This is a genomic window from Amycolatopsis lurida (genome assembly GCF_900105055.1).
GTDB lineage: Bacteria > Actinomycetota > Actinomycetes > Mycobacteriales > Pseudonocardiaceae > Amycolatopsis > Amycolatopsis lurida.
Genome location: NZ_FNTA01000004.1, coordinates 3,641,291 through 3,654,348, shown reverse-complemented (window position 1 = coordinate 3,654,348; position 13,058 = coordinate 3,641,291). Strand labels below are relative to the sequence as shown.

Genomic DNA, 13,058 nt, shown 5'->3' with positions numbered 1-13,058 from the left:
ATGATGTAAGGGTGGGTGGATTCGACGACTCTCAATCCTGCGTACTTATTAGCGAAAATCAGTTCAAGGTAATTCGGCAATTAACCTATCAGTTGTGCGAATACGAGGAGAGGCTTCTTGCGAGTAAGATCGCGGCTCCTGGGGAGCTGTCAATCCTGGTCGAATTCGTAGATTCGTTCACGAATCTCGCCGGGCAGGCCTTAAGGGTTCGGATTGTATTCGGCGATGCGTACGAGGTCGGCTCCGTCTCTGGATCCACTCTGCGCCCAGTGCTGTCCGACCTTCCGGGTAGTCGGGAAGCGGTTGGGGAGCTGTCAGGTCATCTGATTTCCAGTTGGCTGCGTATGATGCAATATGTGGTCTCGTTGTTGGAGGGGCGCGAGTTGTTTCTGCGTACCGGATACGACCTTGATGAGGTTAGGGGTGCGCTTGAGGAATTCGAAGTAGATCGCTCCTGAGTCGGGCTTGCGTCTGAGGAATCACCGGGCTACTGCGTCGGCTGGCGTGGCGACTGCGGGATCGATCCGGTGGCCGGAAGCGGTACCTATGGTCACTACAGGGATCAGCAGCTCACGAACGGGAACGTCAAGCTCGGTTCAGTCGGGCGCTATCGAGAAGCGTCGGCAGTACCAGCAGGCGCAGCTGAATAGATCGAAAAAGCCCGACGAATTTGGGCTAATTCAATGCTCTGTGAAAGCGGCGTGTGCTGTCGAGTTTATGGCCTTATGCAGGGTGATCCGCCGCGGGGAGGGCGGGAAGGCGTCCGGCTACGATATCTGCGACTGTTGTGGAACTGAATTTGGATACGAGGATGCAATCCCCGTTGGAGTTGCTCGTGCTAGGGAAAGTGGGCAAGGTTGGGGCTTCGATGGGTGCACCCGTCGGCCTGCCCTGATGGTTAATCGGTCGACGTTCAGCTTACGAAGCCGTCCCGCTTCGATGATCGTTAGCAGGTCGATAACCTAACCTCGTCGCCGCTGGGACCGTTCCTCGTGGGACGAACGTCGATGACCGCACTGCGGACCATGGGCGGGAATAGGCACTTGCAACAGAGACTGTGATCTCGCTGCTGCAGGTCGCGCCGACCACAATTGACCGGCAGCGGTTACGGGCGCTGCCGGCAACGTTGTTCAGGCCAGGCGAATGATGCCTCGATTCTCCGCGTATCGGGCGAGCTGGCGAATCTGCTCGTTAGTCGACTTTAGTGTTGAGAGAGTGGAGCAGTGGAGGATCACGCCGTCTCCGATTGGGCTCTGTTGCTGACATAGAGCCCGGCACCACCCGATGCGGACTGACACCCGGTTCGGCTGTGATGCCCGCGTTGACCTGCACGAATGGTCGAAATCCGACACTTCACGGCACTGCCTGGCACAGTGGCGGAGGGGACTTTTAATCTGTAGGTTCTGGGTTCGAGCCCCAGGCGGCCCACTCTTCGACATCCCCGCTGACCGGCGGGGATGTTCTTGTTTGTGGATCATGCAGTCGTCGGCGTGATCTTGGGTGGGCTCGGTGTGGGCTCCGTGGGTGCTCGAACCTGCATGTGGCTCGCCTTCGTGTGGTCCGGACGGCTGAGGGCTTGCTTCAGCCCCGGGTTGTTCCCCTCTTGAAGGCTGTATCTGCTGGCGTGTTCTTGGGTCTGGCTATGCGGCGTGGGCGGCGGCTTGTCTGCCGGCGGTGATTGGTCGGCGTCCGGCGGAGCGGCGGCGTCGAGGATGAGGCGTGCGGTGGCTTCGGCGGATTGGCGGGCGAGGGTGAGTAGGACGCTGGTGTAGGTGTCGGCGGTGAGCACGACGCTGGCGTGGCCGAGGAGGTCTTGAACGGTTTTGAGGTCGTTCCAGCGGTGAGGGAGAGGCTCGCTGCGCCGAGCCGGAGGTCGTGGAGCGAGATGGGTCCTAGTCCGGCTTGGTCGTTGAGGGTGCGGAAGAGGTGGGTGATTGAGTCGGGGCGGATCGGTTCGCCCCATCCGTTGGGAAAGAGGTAGCCGACGGGTTCGCTGCGGAGAGGCATGTGGGCCTGGGCGCGGTGGCGGCGCAGGACTACGACGGTGTTGTGAGGCCAGGCGTCTGGTCAGTTGTGGTGGTGCGGAATGTCGCCGTCGGTGAAGACGCTCTCTGTCAGCCCTTCGCGCAGCAGCCGCATGTTGTCGAGGTGATGGTTGAACAGGACGGTGACGGCTCCGCGGCGGGCCCCGAACTCGGCCAGCTGGCGCTCAGTTTAGCCGAGCGCCGCAAACTTCGTGACCGCATGACCCGGCGCCCGCACCACGCCACCGGGCAAGCGCGCCATGAGGTAGTCGCGCACCTGTAGCGGTGGTCGCGCCCGAAGCGGCGCGGCGGGTTTCCTCCGAGAGGGAGCTCCGATTCCCGACCACTGTGCTGGATAGCCACGGACGTAGAAATTCAGGACACCGTGACGATCGACATCCTCAACTTGCCCTCGCGTATTCGCGACTGCAGTGGGTTTGTGGTCTACGAATCCGTGGCGGTTGGCGAGGGCAATTCAGGATGCCGATAAGATCGTGTCCGGCCGCCAGGCGCGGGCCGCTCTCCGAGTGCTTCAGTGTTGCCCACTCAACACCTGCACGACCGAGGACAAGAGGCTGTATCAGCCTCGCGCCTCCAATGCATTCGACCCCGAATCGCAGGGGAGTGGGCGCCTGCCGGGAGAGTACGACCATGACCACGCGGTCACGTAGGCGTTACATCCGAGCCCAGATGAAGCAGACGGGCGAGTCCTACACCAAGACCTTGAGGAAGCTTCCTTCCCAGGCCAGCACGTCTGAAGAGCACCATGCGGTGGCGAAGCTGACAAACCCGAACATCTTGTGCGGCGTCCAGCTGAGCCTGACGCGCTCAGGCGTGTCGGAGAGCGGCTCCGTAGATGGCGTCGTAATCTCCAGCGTCCAGAGCGGCACTGGAGATTTCCGTTGGCGCGTGGCGCTGCTGTCTCCGTTTGAGGGAACGCCGGCAGGCGGTGTCATCGAAATCGCTGATGACAAAACCTGGGATCTGGCGCCCTCGCTAGCCGACGTCGCCGCCGCGGCGGCGCGGCACGACGGACGGTGCCCAGACGGCCGGCCACGGTACCAGCCCGATCAGGTACCTGGTGGTGTTCTCGCCACAGGTCCGGAGTTGCATCGGATGTTGCTGAAGCCACGCCTTGGGCAGCCGCCGATCGCGACGAAGAAGGTGCACAGGCAACCTGACAAGCTGCTCTATGCGATCGCCGACGCCGAACCGAAACAAGCGCGCACGCCTGCCGAGGAGCGGCGGTGGCAACGTGAGCGGACCTGCGCGGACTGCGGGACCACTTCCTCGTTCGCTTTCCGTCCCGCCGACGACGGCAGGCGCTATTGCGATGCGCACCGGGCGGACGCCGACCGACGTGCGGAGCGGCAATGTGTTGAGGATACGCGCGTACGGGCGGTGTTGAAGGCAGGTGAGATCGTGGCCGATCCCAATACTGTGCTGGTTGCCATGACGTGGGATCGAGAACTGCAGGGTTACCCGTTCCGGATGGAAACCTTCGGTGGCGAGTTGGTCCTCGAGCGGGTCTTGCCCTATATCGCGGGTGCTGCGCTGCTGAAGGCTACGGTCGACGACCTGCCGAGCTGGGTCAGCGACTCGCAGAATCTCGCCTGCGTGGAAAAACGGCTAATCGAGGCGCCCGAGGCGCACCCTCTGGGCGCCTTCCGTAAGTTGCTGCGTGCCGGTGGCCAGGTGTTGGCGGACGGCGATCTGACTTCCCGGGATGGGGACGACCTCGTTGGCCTCTACCGGGCCTTCATCGGTCGTCCCGACGCCTCGGTTGGTCATGATATGCCGACGGTGAGCTGGAAGAAATCTACGCGAACAGCCGCGGACGTGATCGACAGAGTGCGCGACGTGCTCCGCGAGATGGCCGCCGTCCTACTAACCGACGATGAGATCAGACGGGCGACGCGACCGAAAAGGGTTCCTCGATCGAAGCGCTATCGGTTTTACGAGTCTCGGCGGCCGATTTCGGCGATACTGCAGGACGACACCAGGCTCGCTGCACGTGTCTACAACGACGCGGCCGGGCCTAATGCTGAACAGGCCAAACCAGCCGACTGACGGGCGCTCGTGACGATCGTGGCATGACTTTGCCATGCCGCTGGCGGAGGTCCTGCAATCGAAAGACGGCAGGACCTCCGCGCGCACAGACCATGCCGCCGGTGTTGCGGGCACGTTAGGGCCAAGCGGCAGGTGTCTGGTTCGCGCCGCGTACGCGGGGTCGTTGCAAGCTCATTGGCTTCCGGCAGGGCTGCTGCCAGAGTCGGGGGCCCGGGCGTGTCGACTCAGCCAAGGGAAAGGGCTAGACCCGACCGCTCGCTTCTGAGACCGAAATCGCCAAGCTCGTCGTGAGCCCACGACGTCTCCGATTGGGCTCCCTTGCCGACGTAGAGCCCGACACGGGTCGGCATGCGATGGCACTCGTCCTCGGCAAAGACAGGCGTTGACCTGCACGAACTGGCACCATTTGGTTACTGAGCGCCAGTAGGTGACATGGCTGACTTGTGGACTTTTAAACCGTAGGTTCTGGCTCGAGCCCAGGGGGCCCGAGCGCTCGACGTCCCGCTGAACTGCGGGATGTTGCTTCTTCTGGGCCTATGTCCGCCTCGGTGTCTTTCACGATCGGGCTCAGTTACGTCTCCGTCTGCTCTGCAGTGCTGGTCAGCGCAACTGCCTGGATGACCGTTCGGGTGGAGGCTTGAAGAATGCTGCCCAGAGCCGTGCGGGCTTCGACTTGCTGAGTTCGCCGAAGCTGAGTCTCGGTCTGCGATGGAGCCAGGCCCGCGCAGGCGGACCACGAAGGTGGCCATCCGCCTGAACAACCGAACCGCCGCGTCGAGCCCGTTTGGCGGGCGCACCGAGCGCGAATATGCCACTTCAGCTATATTGCTGCCATGGCATCTACCTTCGCCGTGCTGGCGGATCCGAGTCGCCGGGAGATCCTCGACCTGCTGCGTGAACGCGAGCAGCCGGTCGGCGACCTCGTCGACCGGCTGACGCTGACCCAGCCGACCGTGTCGAAGCACCTCAAGGTGCTGCGCGAGGCCGGCCTGGTCGAGGTGCGCACGGACGCCCAACGCCGCTGGTACCGCGTCAACCCGCGCCCGCTGGCGGAGGTCGAGGCCTGGCTCGCGCCCTACCGCGCGATGTGGGAGAAGAGCTTGGATGCGCTCGAACGCCGACTCGACGAGATCGAAGGGAACTGACCCGTGGACGCGGAACTGCAGATGATCGAGGGTAAGCCTGTGCTGCGCTTCGAGCGCTGGCTGCGGCACTCGCCGGAGAAGGTCTGGCGGGTGGTCACCGAACCGGCCGAGATGAAGCACTGGTTCCCTGCCGAGGTCGCGATCGACGGCCGCACCCTGCGCTTCACCTTCCCGGACGCCGCCCCGGTCGACGCCGACGGCGGAGAGGGGGAACTGCTCGAGTCCGACCCGCCGAAGGTCTTCGCCTTTCGCTGGGCGAACGACGTGCTGCGCTTCGAGATCCTCCCGCAGGCCGACGGCTGCCTGCTGGTGTTCACCGCCGTGATCTCGTCGAAGCTCTCCGCCGGCCGCGACGTCCCCGGCTGGATTACTTGCCTGGACGCCCTGGTCGCCCACGCCGACGGCACCGAGTTCGAGCCACCCACCGAATGGCTCTCGCGCATCGAGCATTACATCGCGAAGTTCGGCCTCGACGAGGGCACCGACAACCCCGACGGCATCCACTTCGCCCGCGACCTCGTCTGGACCCCGCTCGACGACGTCTGGGCCCTCCTCACCGAAGGCACCACCGACACCGTTCCCACCCGAGCCGCCCACCCCGGCATCACCCCGGGCAGGCTCACCCGCTCCGAAGCACCCCACCTGCTGGAGTACGAGTGGCTCCAGGACGGCATCCCACAGGGCGTCGTGCGCTGGGAGTTCCAAAACGAACACCTGCAGGGCACCACCGTGACCCTCTTCCAAGAAAACGCACACGGCCCCGAAGCCCTCGCCGCCTGGCACGTGCACATGGAACTCTTCTTCGCCGCCACCCAAGGCGACATCCGCTGCCCCTGGCCCACGGCCCGAGAGGAGGAGCTCGCCAAGCGCTACGCCGACCAGTGATCACCCGGCCTGCGAACCATCGCAAGCCGGTCAACGCCGACACCGCTGATCAGCGTCCGCTCCTTGCGGTTGCCGACCAGCCGCTGGGTCCAGTCGACGAACCCGCCGTCGCCGTGCGGGAACACCTTGAAGCACAACTCCTGTAGTACCCGGCGGAGGTTCGTCCAGGGTCGGATCGGTTACGAAGTCGGGCGTAGGCGTCCTGGATGAGGTCTTTGCTGAATCCGTGCTCTGTCCGCGGAACCTGTTGGTGCGCAGGCCTGGAGTTGCATCACGTCACCGAAGTAGTGGAGAAGCCATGCGGCCACGGCACGTTTCGCGGGGCAGCTTCCGATCTTCCTGTGACTTACCTCATGCCGAAGCGGCTTGAGGCTGACATTGATGTCACCTCCTAACGTTGCTTGCATGACAACCATTTCGACCGAGCAGGCGCCCGTCTCGCTGTATGGCTTCCTGACCCCCAAGCCCGGGCACGCCGATGAGCTCAGGAAGCTCCTGATGGACCTCGTCGAGCCGTCGCGAGGGCACGCGGGCAACCTTCAGTACCACCTCCACGAGCAAGAAGACGGCCGGTTCTTCCTCTATGAGATCTGGCGTTCGCAGGAGGACCTCGATCGGCACAACACGACCCCACTGCTGCGCGCCTTCATGGACGAACTGCCCGAGCACATCGAGGGAGCGCCCGAGGCCTACTTCGGCGCCATGAGGAGTCCCTATCCGGCCACCGTGGCCTGATCGTCGCGGATCTCCTGGTGAATGCGCGGTCGGCGTAGAACCCATCCGGCCTCCGTACGGTTCCCGCCAGCGGGTACCCGAGCAGCGCTTCGCCTTCCGGTCAGGATTGGGCGTCGAGCCACTCGGCGAACGTGGGGCCCGCGAGCTTGGCGTGCGGGCTCGGCAGGAAACCGCCGGCGGCCGCGATTTCGGCGTCGGGCATGCCGGAGCCGTCGATGCCGACCACCTCGATCCCCTGGCGGGCGGCGAGGAGACGGGCGGCGTCCGCCATGATTTCCTTGCGGGGCCCCGCGATTTCGGGGATCGACGATCCGTGGGCGTCCCGGTCGAGGGCGAGGTCGACCAATTCCTCCGCGACGGTGCGGCAGGCCACGAGCTGCGTGGGCAAGGCGGGCAGGTGGACGACGTCGCTTTGCTGCCAGTCCAGGAGCTGGCCGACGAACTCGTGGAACTGCGCGGCCCGCAGGATTCGAACGGGCAGGGGCCCGGCCAGGAGGAGTTCCTCGTGCACCTTCTTGGCGGCGATGAAACCGGCCGTGGCCTTGTCGGCGCCGATGATGGAGGCCGCGGCGATCCGGACGACCCCCGCCTGGCGGCCGGCTTCGTGCAGATTGCGGGCCGATGCGCGGAAGAATTCCGTCGCCGCATCCTGTTCGGAGCCGTGCCATGAGGCGACGTCGATGATGACCTCGACTCCGGCGAGTGCTTCGGCGAGTCCTTCACCGGTGACGATGTCCACGCCGGTGGCCCGGGACATCGGCACGACGTGGTGTCCTCGTTCGGTGAGGACGTCGACGACGTGTCGTCCCAGCCGGCCGGTCGCTCCGGCAACTGCGAACTTGCTCATGGGTCAAGCCTTTCTCGAAGGTGGGGAAGTCAGTCGGTGTAGTTCCGGCCGGGCGGCATGCCCGGAATCGGCTTGGCGATGAGCGCCGCGGGGGCGAAGAAGCCGATATGCGCGATCGCCATGACGAGCGTCCAGAGTGCTTTGGCGTCGTAGCAGGCGGATGCCTTGGCGTACAACGAATCGGGCACTCGCTCGCCGGATGGGTTCGGGGTGAGGACGGCCTCCACGAGTTCCAGCGCGACCCGTTCGGGGGTGGTGAAGCAGGTGGCGTCCTGCCAGGTCGCCACCGCGGTGATGCGCTCCTCGGACTCCCCGGCTCGCCGAAGAGTGCCGGTTTCGCGGATCGTGAAGTACGTGCTGCCGAGCAGTTGCCCGGCCCGCAGCTGCAGCAGTGCGATGGTCGTCGAGGGGATCGCGCCGTTCTCGAGGACCTTGTGCAGACCGCCCGCGACCTCGGCCATTTCGGGGACGAAAGGGATCGGGTTGGGCATGCGCGAGCGCGGGCCCGTCGTCGTGGACATGATGTATTTCCTTTCTCTCGGCGTCGTGACCAAGAGATCCCGGTGACCCGATCTCCGTGACAGGACTGCCTTGTGACACAGGCCACCGGGCTTCGGTGTCACAAAGGAAGGAGGGCCGGGATCGTATGGATCCGGGCACGCTCGAGAAAGGCAGGAACCGGTGATGAGTGAACGAGACCCCGCCATGGGGCCGGCCACCGAGGCGTTCGTGGCCCACCGCAACCTGTTGTTCACCGTGGCCTACGAGATGCTCGGTTCGGCCACCGACGCCGAGGACGTCCTGCAGGAGACCTGGTTGCGGTGGGTGGACGTGGACTTCGCGACGGTGCAGGCCCCGCGTGCGTTCCTGGTCCGGATCACCACCCGGCAGGCGCTCAAACGGCTGCGGACGCTCGGCAGGCGCAAAGAGTCCTACGTCGGTCCGTGGCTCCCGGAGCCGCTGCTGACCGCGCCGGACGTGGCCGAGGACGTGGAGCTGGCCGAAAGCGTGTCCATGGCGATGCTGCTGGTACTGGAGACGCTCGCGCCGACCGAGCGAGCGGTGTTCGTGCTTCGCGAGGTCTTCGCGCTCGACTACGACGAGATCGCCGAAGCGGTCGGCAAAGCGCCGGCCACCGTGCGCCAGATAGCCCATCGGGCGCGGGCGCACGTCGCCGCGCGCAGACCCCGCGGCACCGGCTCTCCCGCCGAACACCGGGCCGCGCTCCAGGCCTTCCAAGCAGCGGTCGAAACCGGGGATCTGCAGGGCCTGCTCGACATCCTGGCGCCGGACGTCGTCGCCCTCAGCGACGGCGGCGGGGTGAAACACGCCCTGCTGCGGCCGGTCGTGGGCGTGGACAAGGTGGCGCGTCTGCTGGCGGGCGGCTGGTGGAAACGTGACGCGGAAAGGACCGTCGAGCCGGTCCAGATCAACGGCGGGCCGGGCCTGCTCGTCCGCGTCGACGGCGAGATCGACGGCGTGCTGGCGGTCCGCGTCGAGAACGGCTACGTGACCGGCGCCTACCACGTCCGCAATCCGGAGAAGCTGGCGAGCGTGAAGAGGGAGATCGCCGTCAGCCGCTGAGCTTCGCCGTGATCAGGCGCCGAGGCGGTTGTAGATCCGGCTGGCCAAGGAAGCGGCCAGCTGGTTCAACGCGCTCCAGGGTTCGCTGAGCGCGAACCGGCCGAGTAGTTCCGCCACCGCGTAGGCCTCGGCTTCCGAGAGCAAGGTCGTGCGCTGGTCTCGCAGCCCCTGCTCGACCAGCCGGTTGAGGGCTTCGGCGTACTCCTCCAGGTCACGCACCTCCGCCAGGCCGTACCGCTCGTCGAGCGAATCTCCCGCGAGGTCGTCACTCATGGTCGTGGGTACCCCTTCTGCTGTCATCCAGTCGACGCGCTGCAGAAAATCTATGGTGGCCGGGGTAGACATTCAACGGCGGGTGTGTGTAATGTTCTTCTTGTACCGAGAAAGACAACGTCTAGCAGGCGCGGGAGATGACGTAACTACCCGCGAGATGTGAGATGAGCCGGTCAGGCGGTGCCGGGGCGAGCGACAGGCCCCGGGCGCTTGGCCGGGAGCAAGATCTCAGGGCCGGGTTGTGAAGAGGTTCGACCAGGTAGTGCCGGCCCTGGCGGAAGTGCAGGACACGGGGGGAGCACGTGCGCCCGTGAGAACACGCAGTTGTAGATCAGTGAAGGCAGTTGCAGGACCGGTCAGGTGGCCGGAGCCGATCTGTGACGGGGCTCCGGGCAGTGACCAGCGGCGTCAGCGTGCTGGGACCGATCAGTGAAAGGGTTCCAGCGGTGCCGTTCGCAGTAGGTGAAGTAGCAGTACCCAGCAAGGTGAGAACACAGGAAAGAAGGGAACGGCAACATCATTGGATCGCCCGCAGCGGCAAGGTAGCGCCGCGCGGGTGCCGTAGTTCCATCGAGTTCGGAGGTGGTTCGCGGTCACGAATGAGCGATCCCCGCAAGGTCCGGCTTTCCAGCGGACGCGGGTGCAAGAGGCCGGCGGTCACGTCGGTTGACAATGGTGAAACCCAACCCTGAGGACCCCGGGTGCCGTTCTGGCACCCGGGGTCCTTTGTGATGTGGAGGTGGAATGATCCCTGACCAGAACGGATCGGCCGACGGGGCCGACAAATTCGATGACGAGCACTACCCCGCCTACACGATGGGCCGGGCCGCCGACATGCTCGGCGCCACCCAGGGCTTCCTTCGCAGCCTCGACGAGGCCGGTCTGATCGTCCCGCAGCGTTCCGCCGGCGGCCACCGCCGCTACTCCCGGCACCAGCTTCGCCTGGCCGCCCGGGTGCGGGAACTGGTCGATCAGGGCACCGCCGTCGAGGCCGCCTGCCGCATCATCACCCTCGAAGACCAGCTCCACGAAGCACAGCGCGTCAACGCGGAACTCCGCGCCGACGGCTGAAAACCCGCCCTGTGAACGCCCTTGTCCGGATCGGGCAAGGGCGTTCGTGCGTGGATGTCGAGACGGCCGCGCCCGCTCCGACTCCCTCCCGAAAGCGCCGGACGGGAGCGAAGGAGGCCTTGCGATGAGCAAGGTGGTGCTGGATGTGTCGATGTCGCTGGACGGCTTCACCGCCGGGCCGAACGTCCGGGCCGAGGAGCCCATGGGCGACGGCGGGGAACGCCTGCACGAATGGATGGCCGGGACGGGGCCCGACGCCCGCGTTTTCGAGGAGGTGAACGCGCTGGTCGGGGCGACCGTCATCGGCCGGCGCACCTTCGACCTTGGGTTGCGGCCGTGGGGCGGGACTCCGTGGCCGGGTGTCCCCGGTTTCGTGGTCACCCATCGGACCAGGCAAGACCTCCTCGGCGACAACGGCGGCACGTTCGCCTTCGACGGACTGGAGGCCTCGGTCCGGCGTGCCAAGGATGCGGCAGGGGACAAGGACGTCCTCGTGCTCGGTGCCGACGTCGCCGGGCAGCTGCTGACGGCGGGCCTGCTCGACGAGGTCCACCTCCACCTCGCCCCCGTGGTGCTGGGCCGGGGGACCTCCGTGTTCGGCGGGCACCTGGGCGAGCTCGTCCTCCAGAGTGAACCCGTCGCGGGCGCCGCCACCCACCTGCGTTATCGCGTCCGGTGACTACCACGGGAGGGTGGCCCGGATGGCGGCCGAGATCGGTTCGAGGTCGGCGACAAGGTTCTTGAGTTCGGTGGGGCTCAGGGCGTTGTAAGGCGCCTCCGCGAGCCGGTCGGTCATCGCCTCGACGCGCTCCTTCGTAGCCCGGCCCGAGTCGGTGAGCCGGTCGTCGGACCCGATCAGGCCGCGGTCGCGCATCCCGTTCACGACCGCGGCCAGCTGCGCGGCGGGGAGATGCCAGACCCGGCCGAACTCGTTCGCGGGGATGCCGGCGGACAGGGCGTGGAGCACGTGGCACTCGGTCCCGCCGACGCCCTCGGCCACCAGTGCGACGGTGTGGCCGTCGCCGCGGTGCTCACGCAACAGGGTGGCCGCGTGCCACAACCGCGCCACAGGCTCCTCCGGGACCGGCAGCGTTCGGACGGCGGCGAAGAGGGCGCGCCCCTCCACGGGTGCGCTGGTCGCCGCTTTCAGCAGGAGTTCGCCGGCGCGCGTGACGCCGGGGTCGTCGGCGAGGTCACCGAGGATCCGCCGCATTCCCGCGACGCATCCCCGCTCCCGGGCGGCCAGCGCCGCCTCGGGTGTGGTCAGCTCCCAGACCTTCGGGAGATGACGCGCCACCTCACCCGGCGCGAAGTTGTAGAAGATCGCGTGGATCACCTCGGCGGGCACCGACCGGCCGAACGGCGCGGCCCGCCCGGCGAAGTAGGCATCCCACTGGTTGCGCAGCCCGAGTGCCATCAGCGCCTCATCGGACTCGTCGGCGAAGTAGGGGATCAGGCCGATGGGCTCGACCAGGTCGTACATGCGGCGGGCGACGGGTTCCGGGTGCGACATCGTGTCTCCTGTGGTCGTGACGGCGCCCTCGTGGCGACCGCTCGACTACCCCACGAACGCCGCACCCGGAAATCGACATCGGCTCCGCGGCCTACTTCAGGTGCCGGGTGATGAACCGGCCCGCGGCGTCTCCTTCGAAGTGCGGGACGCCGGTGTGCCCGCCCATGTTGGCGTGCAACGTCTTCTCCCGCGAACCGAAGGCGTCGAACAGGTCGAGGGCGTGCTGCCGGTCGTTCCCCTCGTCATCCCACTGCAACAGGACCAGCAGCGGGATGGTGACCTGCCGGGCCTCTTCGAGGATGCTGCGGGGCACGTAGCTTCCGGCGAACAGGACGGCGGCCGCGATCCGGGGTTCGACCACTGCGAGCCGCGTGGCGATGGCGATCACCCCGCCCGAGAACCCGACCGGACCGCCGATTCCGGGTAGCGCGAGGAGGGCGTCCAAGGTGGCCCGCCATTCCGGGACCGCCGTTTCGGCCAGCGGGAGGACGAGCCGGTCGACGATGTCGTCGCTGACCGGCTCGCCTGCCTTAAGCGCGCGCTGCAGATCTGCGCGGGCTTCGTCGACGGCGGGGAAGCGGGGCCGGTCACCGGCTCCGGGGAGTTCGATGGTGGCCGCGGCGTAGCCCTCCGCCGTGCAGGCCCGGGCCCTGGCCGCGAGCCGGGGATACATCTTGCCGAGTCCGCCCGGGTGCCCCATCAGGATCAGTGGGGCCGGTGCCGCCGATTCGGGCGTCCACAGGATTCCGGGGATGTCGCCGAGGGTGAATTCGCGATCGAGGGCGCCTTCGAGGCGTCGTTCGGAAGTGAAGTGCATGGTCGTGCCTTTCGGGAGTGCTCGTGAAACGGCGCTCCCGGACGACCTATCGCCCGGCCGTGACCCCTGAGGGGAGCACCCTGGTCGGAATGTC

At 66.3% G+C, this 13,058-nt stretch carries 15 protein-coding genes; 9 read left to right on the top strand and 6 right to left on the bottom strand.

What is annotated here, in order from left to right:
• Window positions 1-11 precede the first annotated feature (11 nt).
• The 5 genes from BLW75_RS22315 to BLW75_RS22285 all read left to right on the top strand — a co-directional run bounded on the left by BLW75_RS22315 (window position 12) and on the right by BLW75_RS22285 (window position 6,124).
• Window positions 12-458 (top strand): hypothetical protein, encoded by a 447-nt coding sequence (locus BLW75_RS22315; protein WP_143055343.1) that lies wholly within the window; start codon window positions 12-14, stop codon window positions 456-458.
• 1,549 nt (window positions 459-2,007) lie between these two features.
• A complete protein-coding gene (locus tag BLW75_RS22305; RefSeq protein ID WP_034323567.1) occupies window positions 2,008-2,307 on the top strand; it encodes a hypothetical protein in 300 nt (99 codons plus the stop codon).
• A 407-nt stretch (window positions 2,308-2,714) separates the two neighbouring features.
• The gene (locus BLW75_RS22295; RefSeq protein WP_143055342.1) at window positions 2,715-4,094 is read left to right on the top strand and encodes a hypothetical protein; all 1,380 of its coding nucleotides are present in this window, start codon (window positions 2,715-2,717) and stop codon (window positions 4,092-4,094) included.
• A gap of 833 nt (window positions 4,095-4,927) precedes the next feature.
• A complete protein-coding gene (locus BLW75_RS22290) occupies window positions 4,928-5,239 on the top strand; it encodes an ArsR/SmtB family transcription factor (RefSeq protein WP_034323561.1) in 312 nt (103 codons plus the stop codon).
• Window positions 5,240-5,242: 3 nt separating this feature from the next.
• On the top strand, window positions 5,243-6,124 hold the full coding sequence (locus BLW75_RS22285) for an SRPBCC domain-containing protein (protein ID WP_241784128.1): 882 nt from the start codon (window positions 5,243-5,245) through the stop codon (window positions 6,122-6,124).
• On the opposite strand, the gene BLW75_RS42895 is transcribed toward BLW75_RS22285, so the two are convergent.
• Window positions 6,109-6,249, bottom strand: a complete 141-nt coding sequence (locus BLW75_RS42895; RefSeq protein WP_158005445.1) for a hypothetical protein — start codon at window positions 6,247-6,249, stop codon at window positions 6,109-6,111. The genes BLW75_RS22285 and BLW75_RS42895 overlap by 16 nt on opposite strands.
• Before the next feature lie 280 nt (window positions 6,250-6,529).
• Between BLW75_RS42895 and BLW75_RS22280 the strand changes: the two genes are divergently transcribed.
• On the top strand, window positions 6,530-6,859 hold the full coding sequence (locus BLW75_RS22280) for a putative quinol monooxygenase (protein ID WP_034323559.1): 330 nt from the start codon (window positions 6,530-6,532) through the stop codon (window positions 6,857-6,859).
• Window positions 6,860-6,959: 100 nt separating this feature from the next.
• Here BLW75_RS22280 and BLW75_RS22275 read toward each other — a convergent pair whose 3' ends face one another.
• Window positions 6,960-7,706, bottom strand: a complete 747-nt coding sequence (locus BLW75_RS22275; protein ID WP_034323557.1) for an SDR family oxidoreductase — start codon at window positions 7,704-7,706, stop codon at window positions 6,960-6,962.
• 29 nt (window positions 7,707-7,735) lie between these two features.
• Window positions 7,736-8,227 carry a carboxymuconolactone decarboxylase family protein gene (locus BLW75_RS22270; RefSeq protein WP_034323555.1) on the bottom strand — a complete coding sequence of 164 codons (492 nt, stop codon included), beginning with the start codon at window positions 8,225-8,227 and terminating at the stop codon, window positions 7,736-7,738.
• Between the two features lie 163 nt (window positions 8,228-8,390).
• Between BLW75_RS22270 and BLW75_RS22265 the strand changes: the two genes are divergently transcribed.
• Window positions 8,391-9,290 carry an RNA polymerase sigma-70 factor gene (locus BLW75_RS22265; RefSeq protein ID WP_091598083.1) on the top strand — a complete coding sequence of 300 codons (900 nt, stop codon included), beginning with the start codon at window positions 8,391-8,393 and terminating at the stop codon, window positions 9,288-9,290.
• A gap of 12 nt (window positions 9,291-9,302) precedes the next feature.
• On the opposite strand, the gene BLW75_RS22260 is transcribed toward BLW75_RS22265, so the two are convergent.
• Complete coding sequence (locus BLW75_RS22260) at window positions 9,303-9,563, bottom strand: hypothetical protein (RefSeq protein WP_034323548.1); 261 nt, start codon at window positions 9,561-9,563, stop codon at window positions 9,303-9,305.
• A 744-nt stretch (window positions 9,564-10,307) separates the two neighbouring features.
• Here BLW75_RS22260 and BLW75_RS22255 point away from each other — a divergent pair.
• Window positions 10,308-10,634, top strand: a complete 327-nt coding sequence (locus BLW75_RS22255) for a MerR family transcriptional regulator (protein ID WP_034323546.1) — start codon at window positions 10,308-10,310, stop codon at window positions 10,632-10,634.
• 124 nt (window positions 10,635-10,758) lie between these two features.
• Window positions 10,759-11,313: a dihydrofolate reductase family protein gene (locus tag BLW75_RS22250; RefSeq protein WP_034323543.1), complete on the top strand. Its 555-nt coding sequence runs from the start codon at window positions 10,759-10,761 to the stop codon at window positions 11,311-11,313.
• Here the strand turns inward: BLW75_RS22250 and BLW75_RS22245 are convergent, their stop codons facing one another.
• Both BLW75_RS22245 and BLW75_RS22240 read right to left on the bottom strand, forming a co-directional pair.
• Entirely contained in the window at window positions 11,314-12,147 is an 834-nt protein-coding gene (locus BLW75_RS22245; protein WP_034323541.1) for an SCO6745 family protein, read from the bottom strand.
• Between the two features lie 91 nt (window positions 12,148-12,238).
• On the bottom strand, window positions 12,239-12,964 hold the full coding sequence (locus tag BLW75_RS22240) for a dienelactone hydrolase family protein (RefSeq protein ID WP_034323538.1): 726 nt from the start codon (window positions 12,962-12,964) through the stop codon (window positions 12,239-12,241).
• Between the last annotated feature and the right edge of the window lie 94 nt (window positions 12,965-13,058).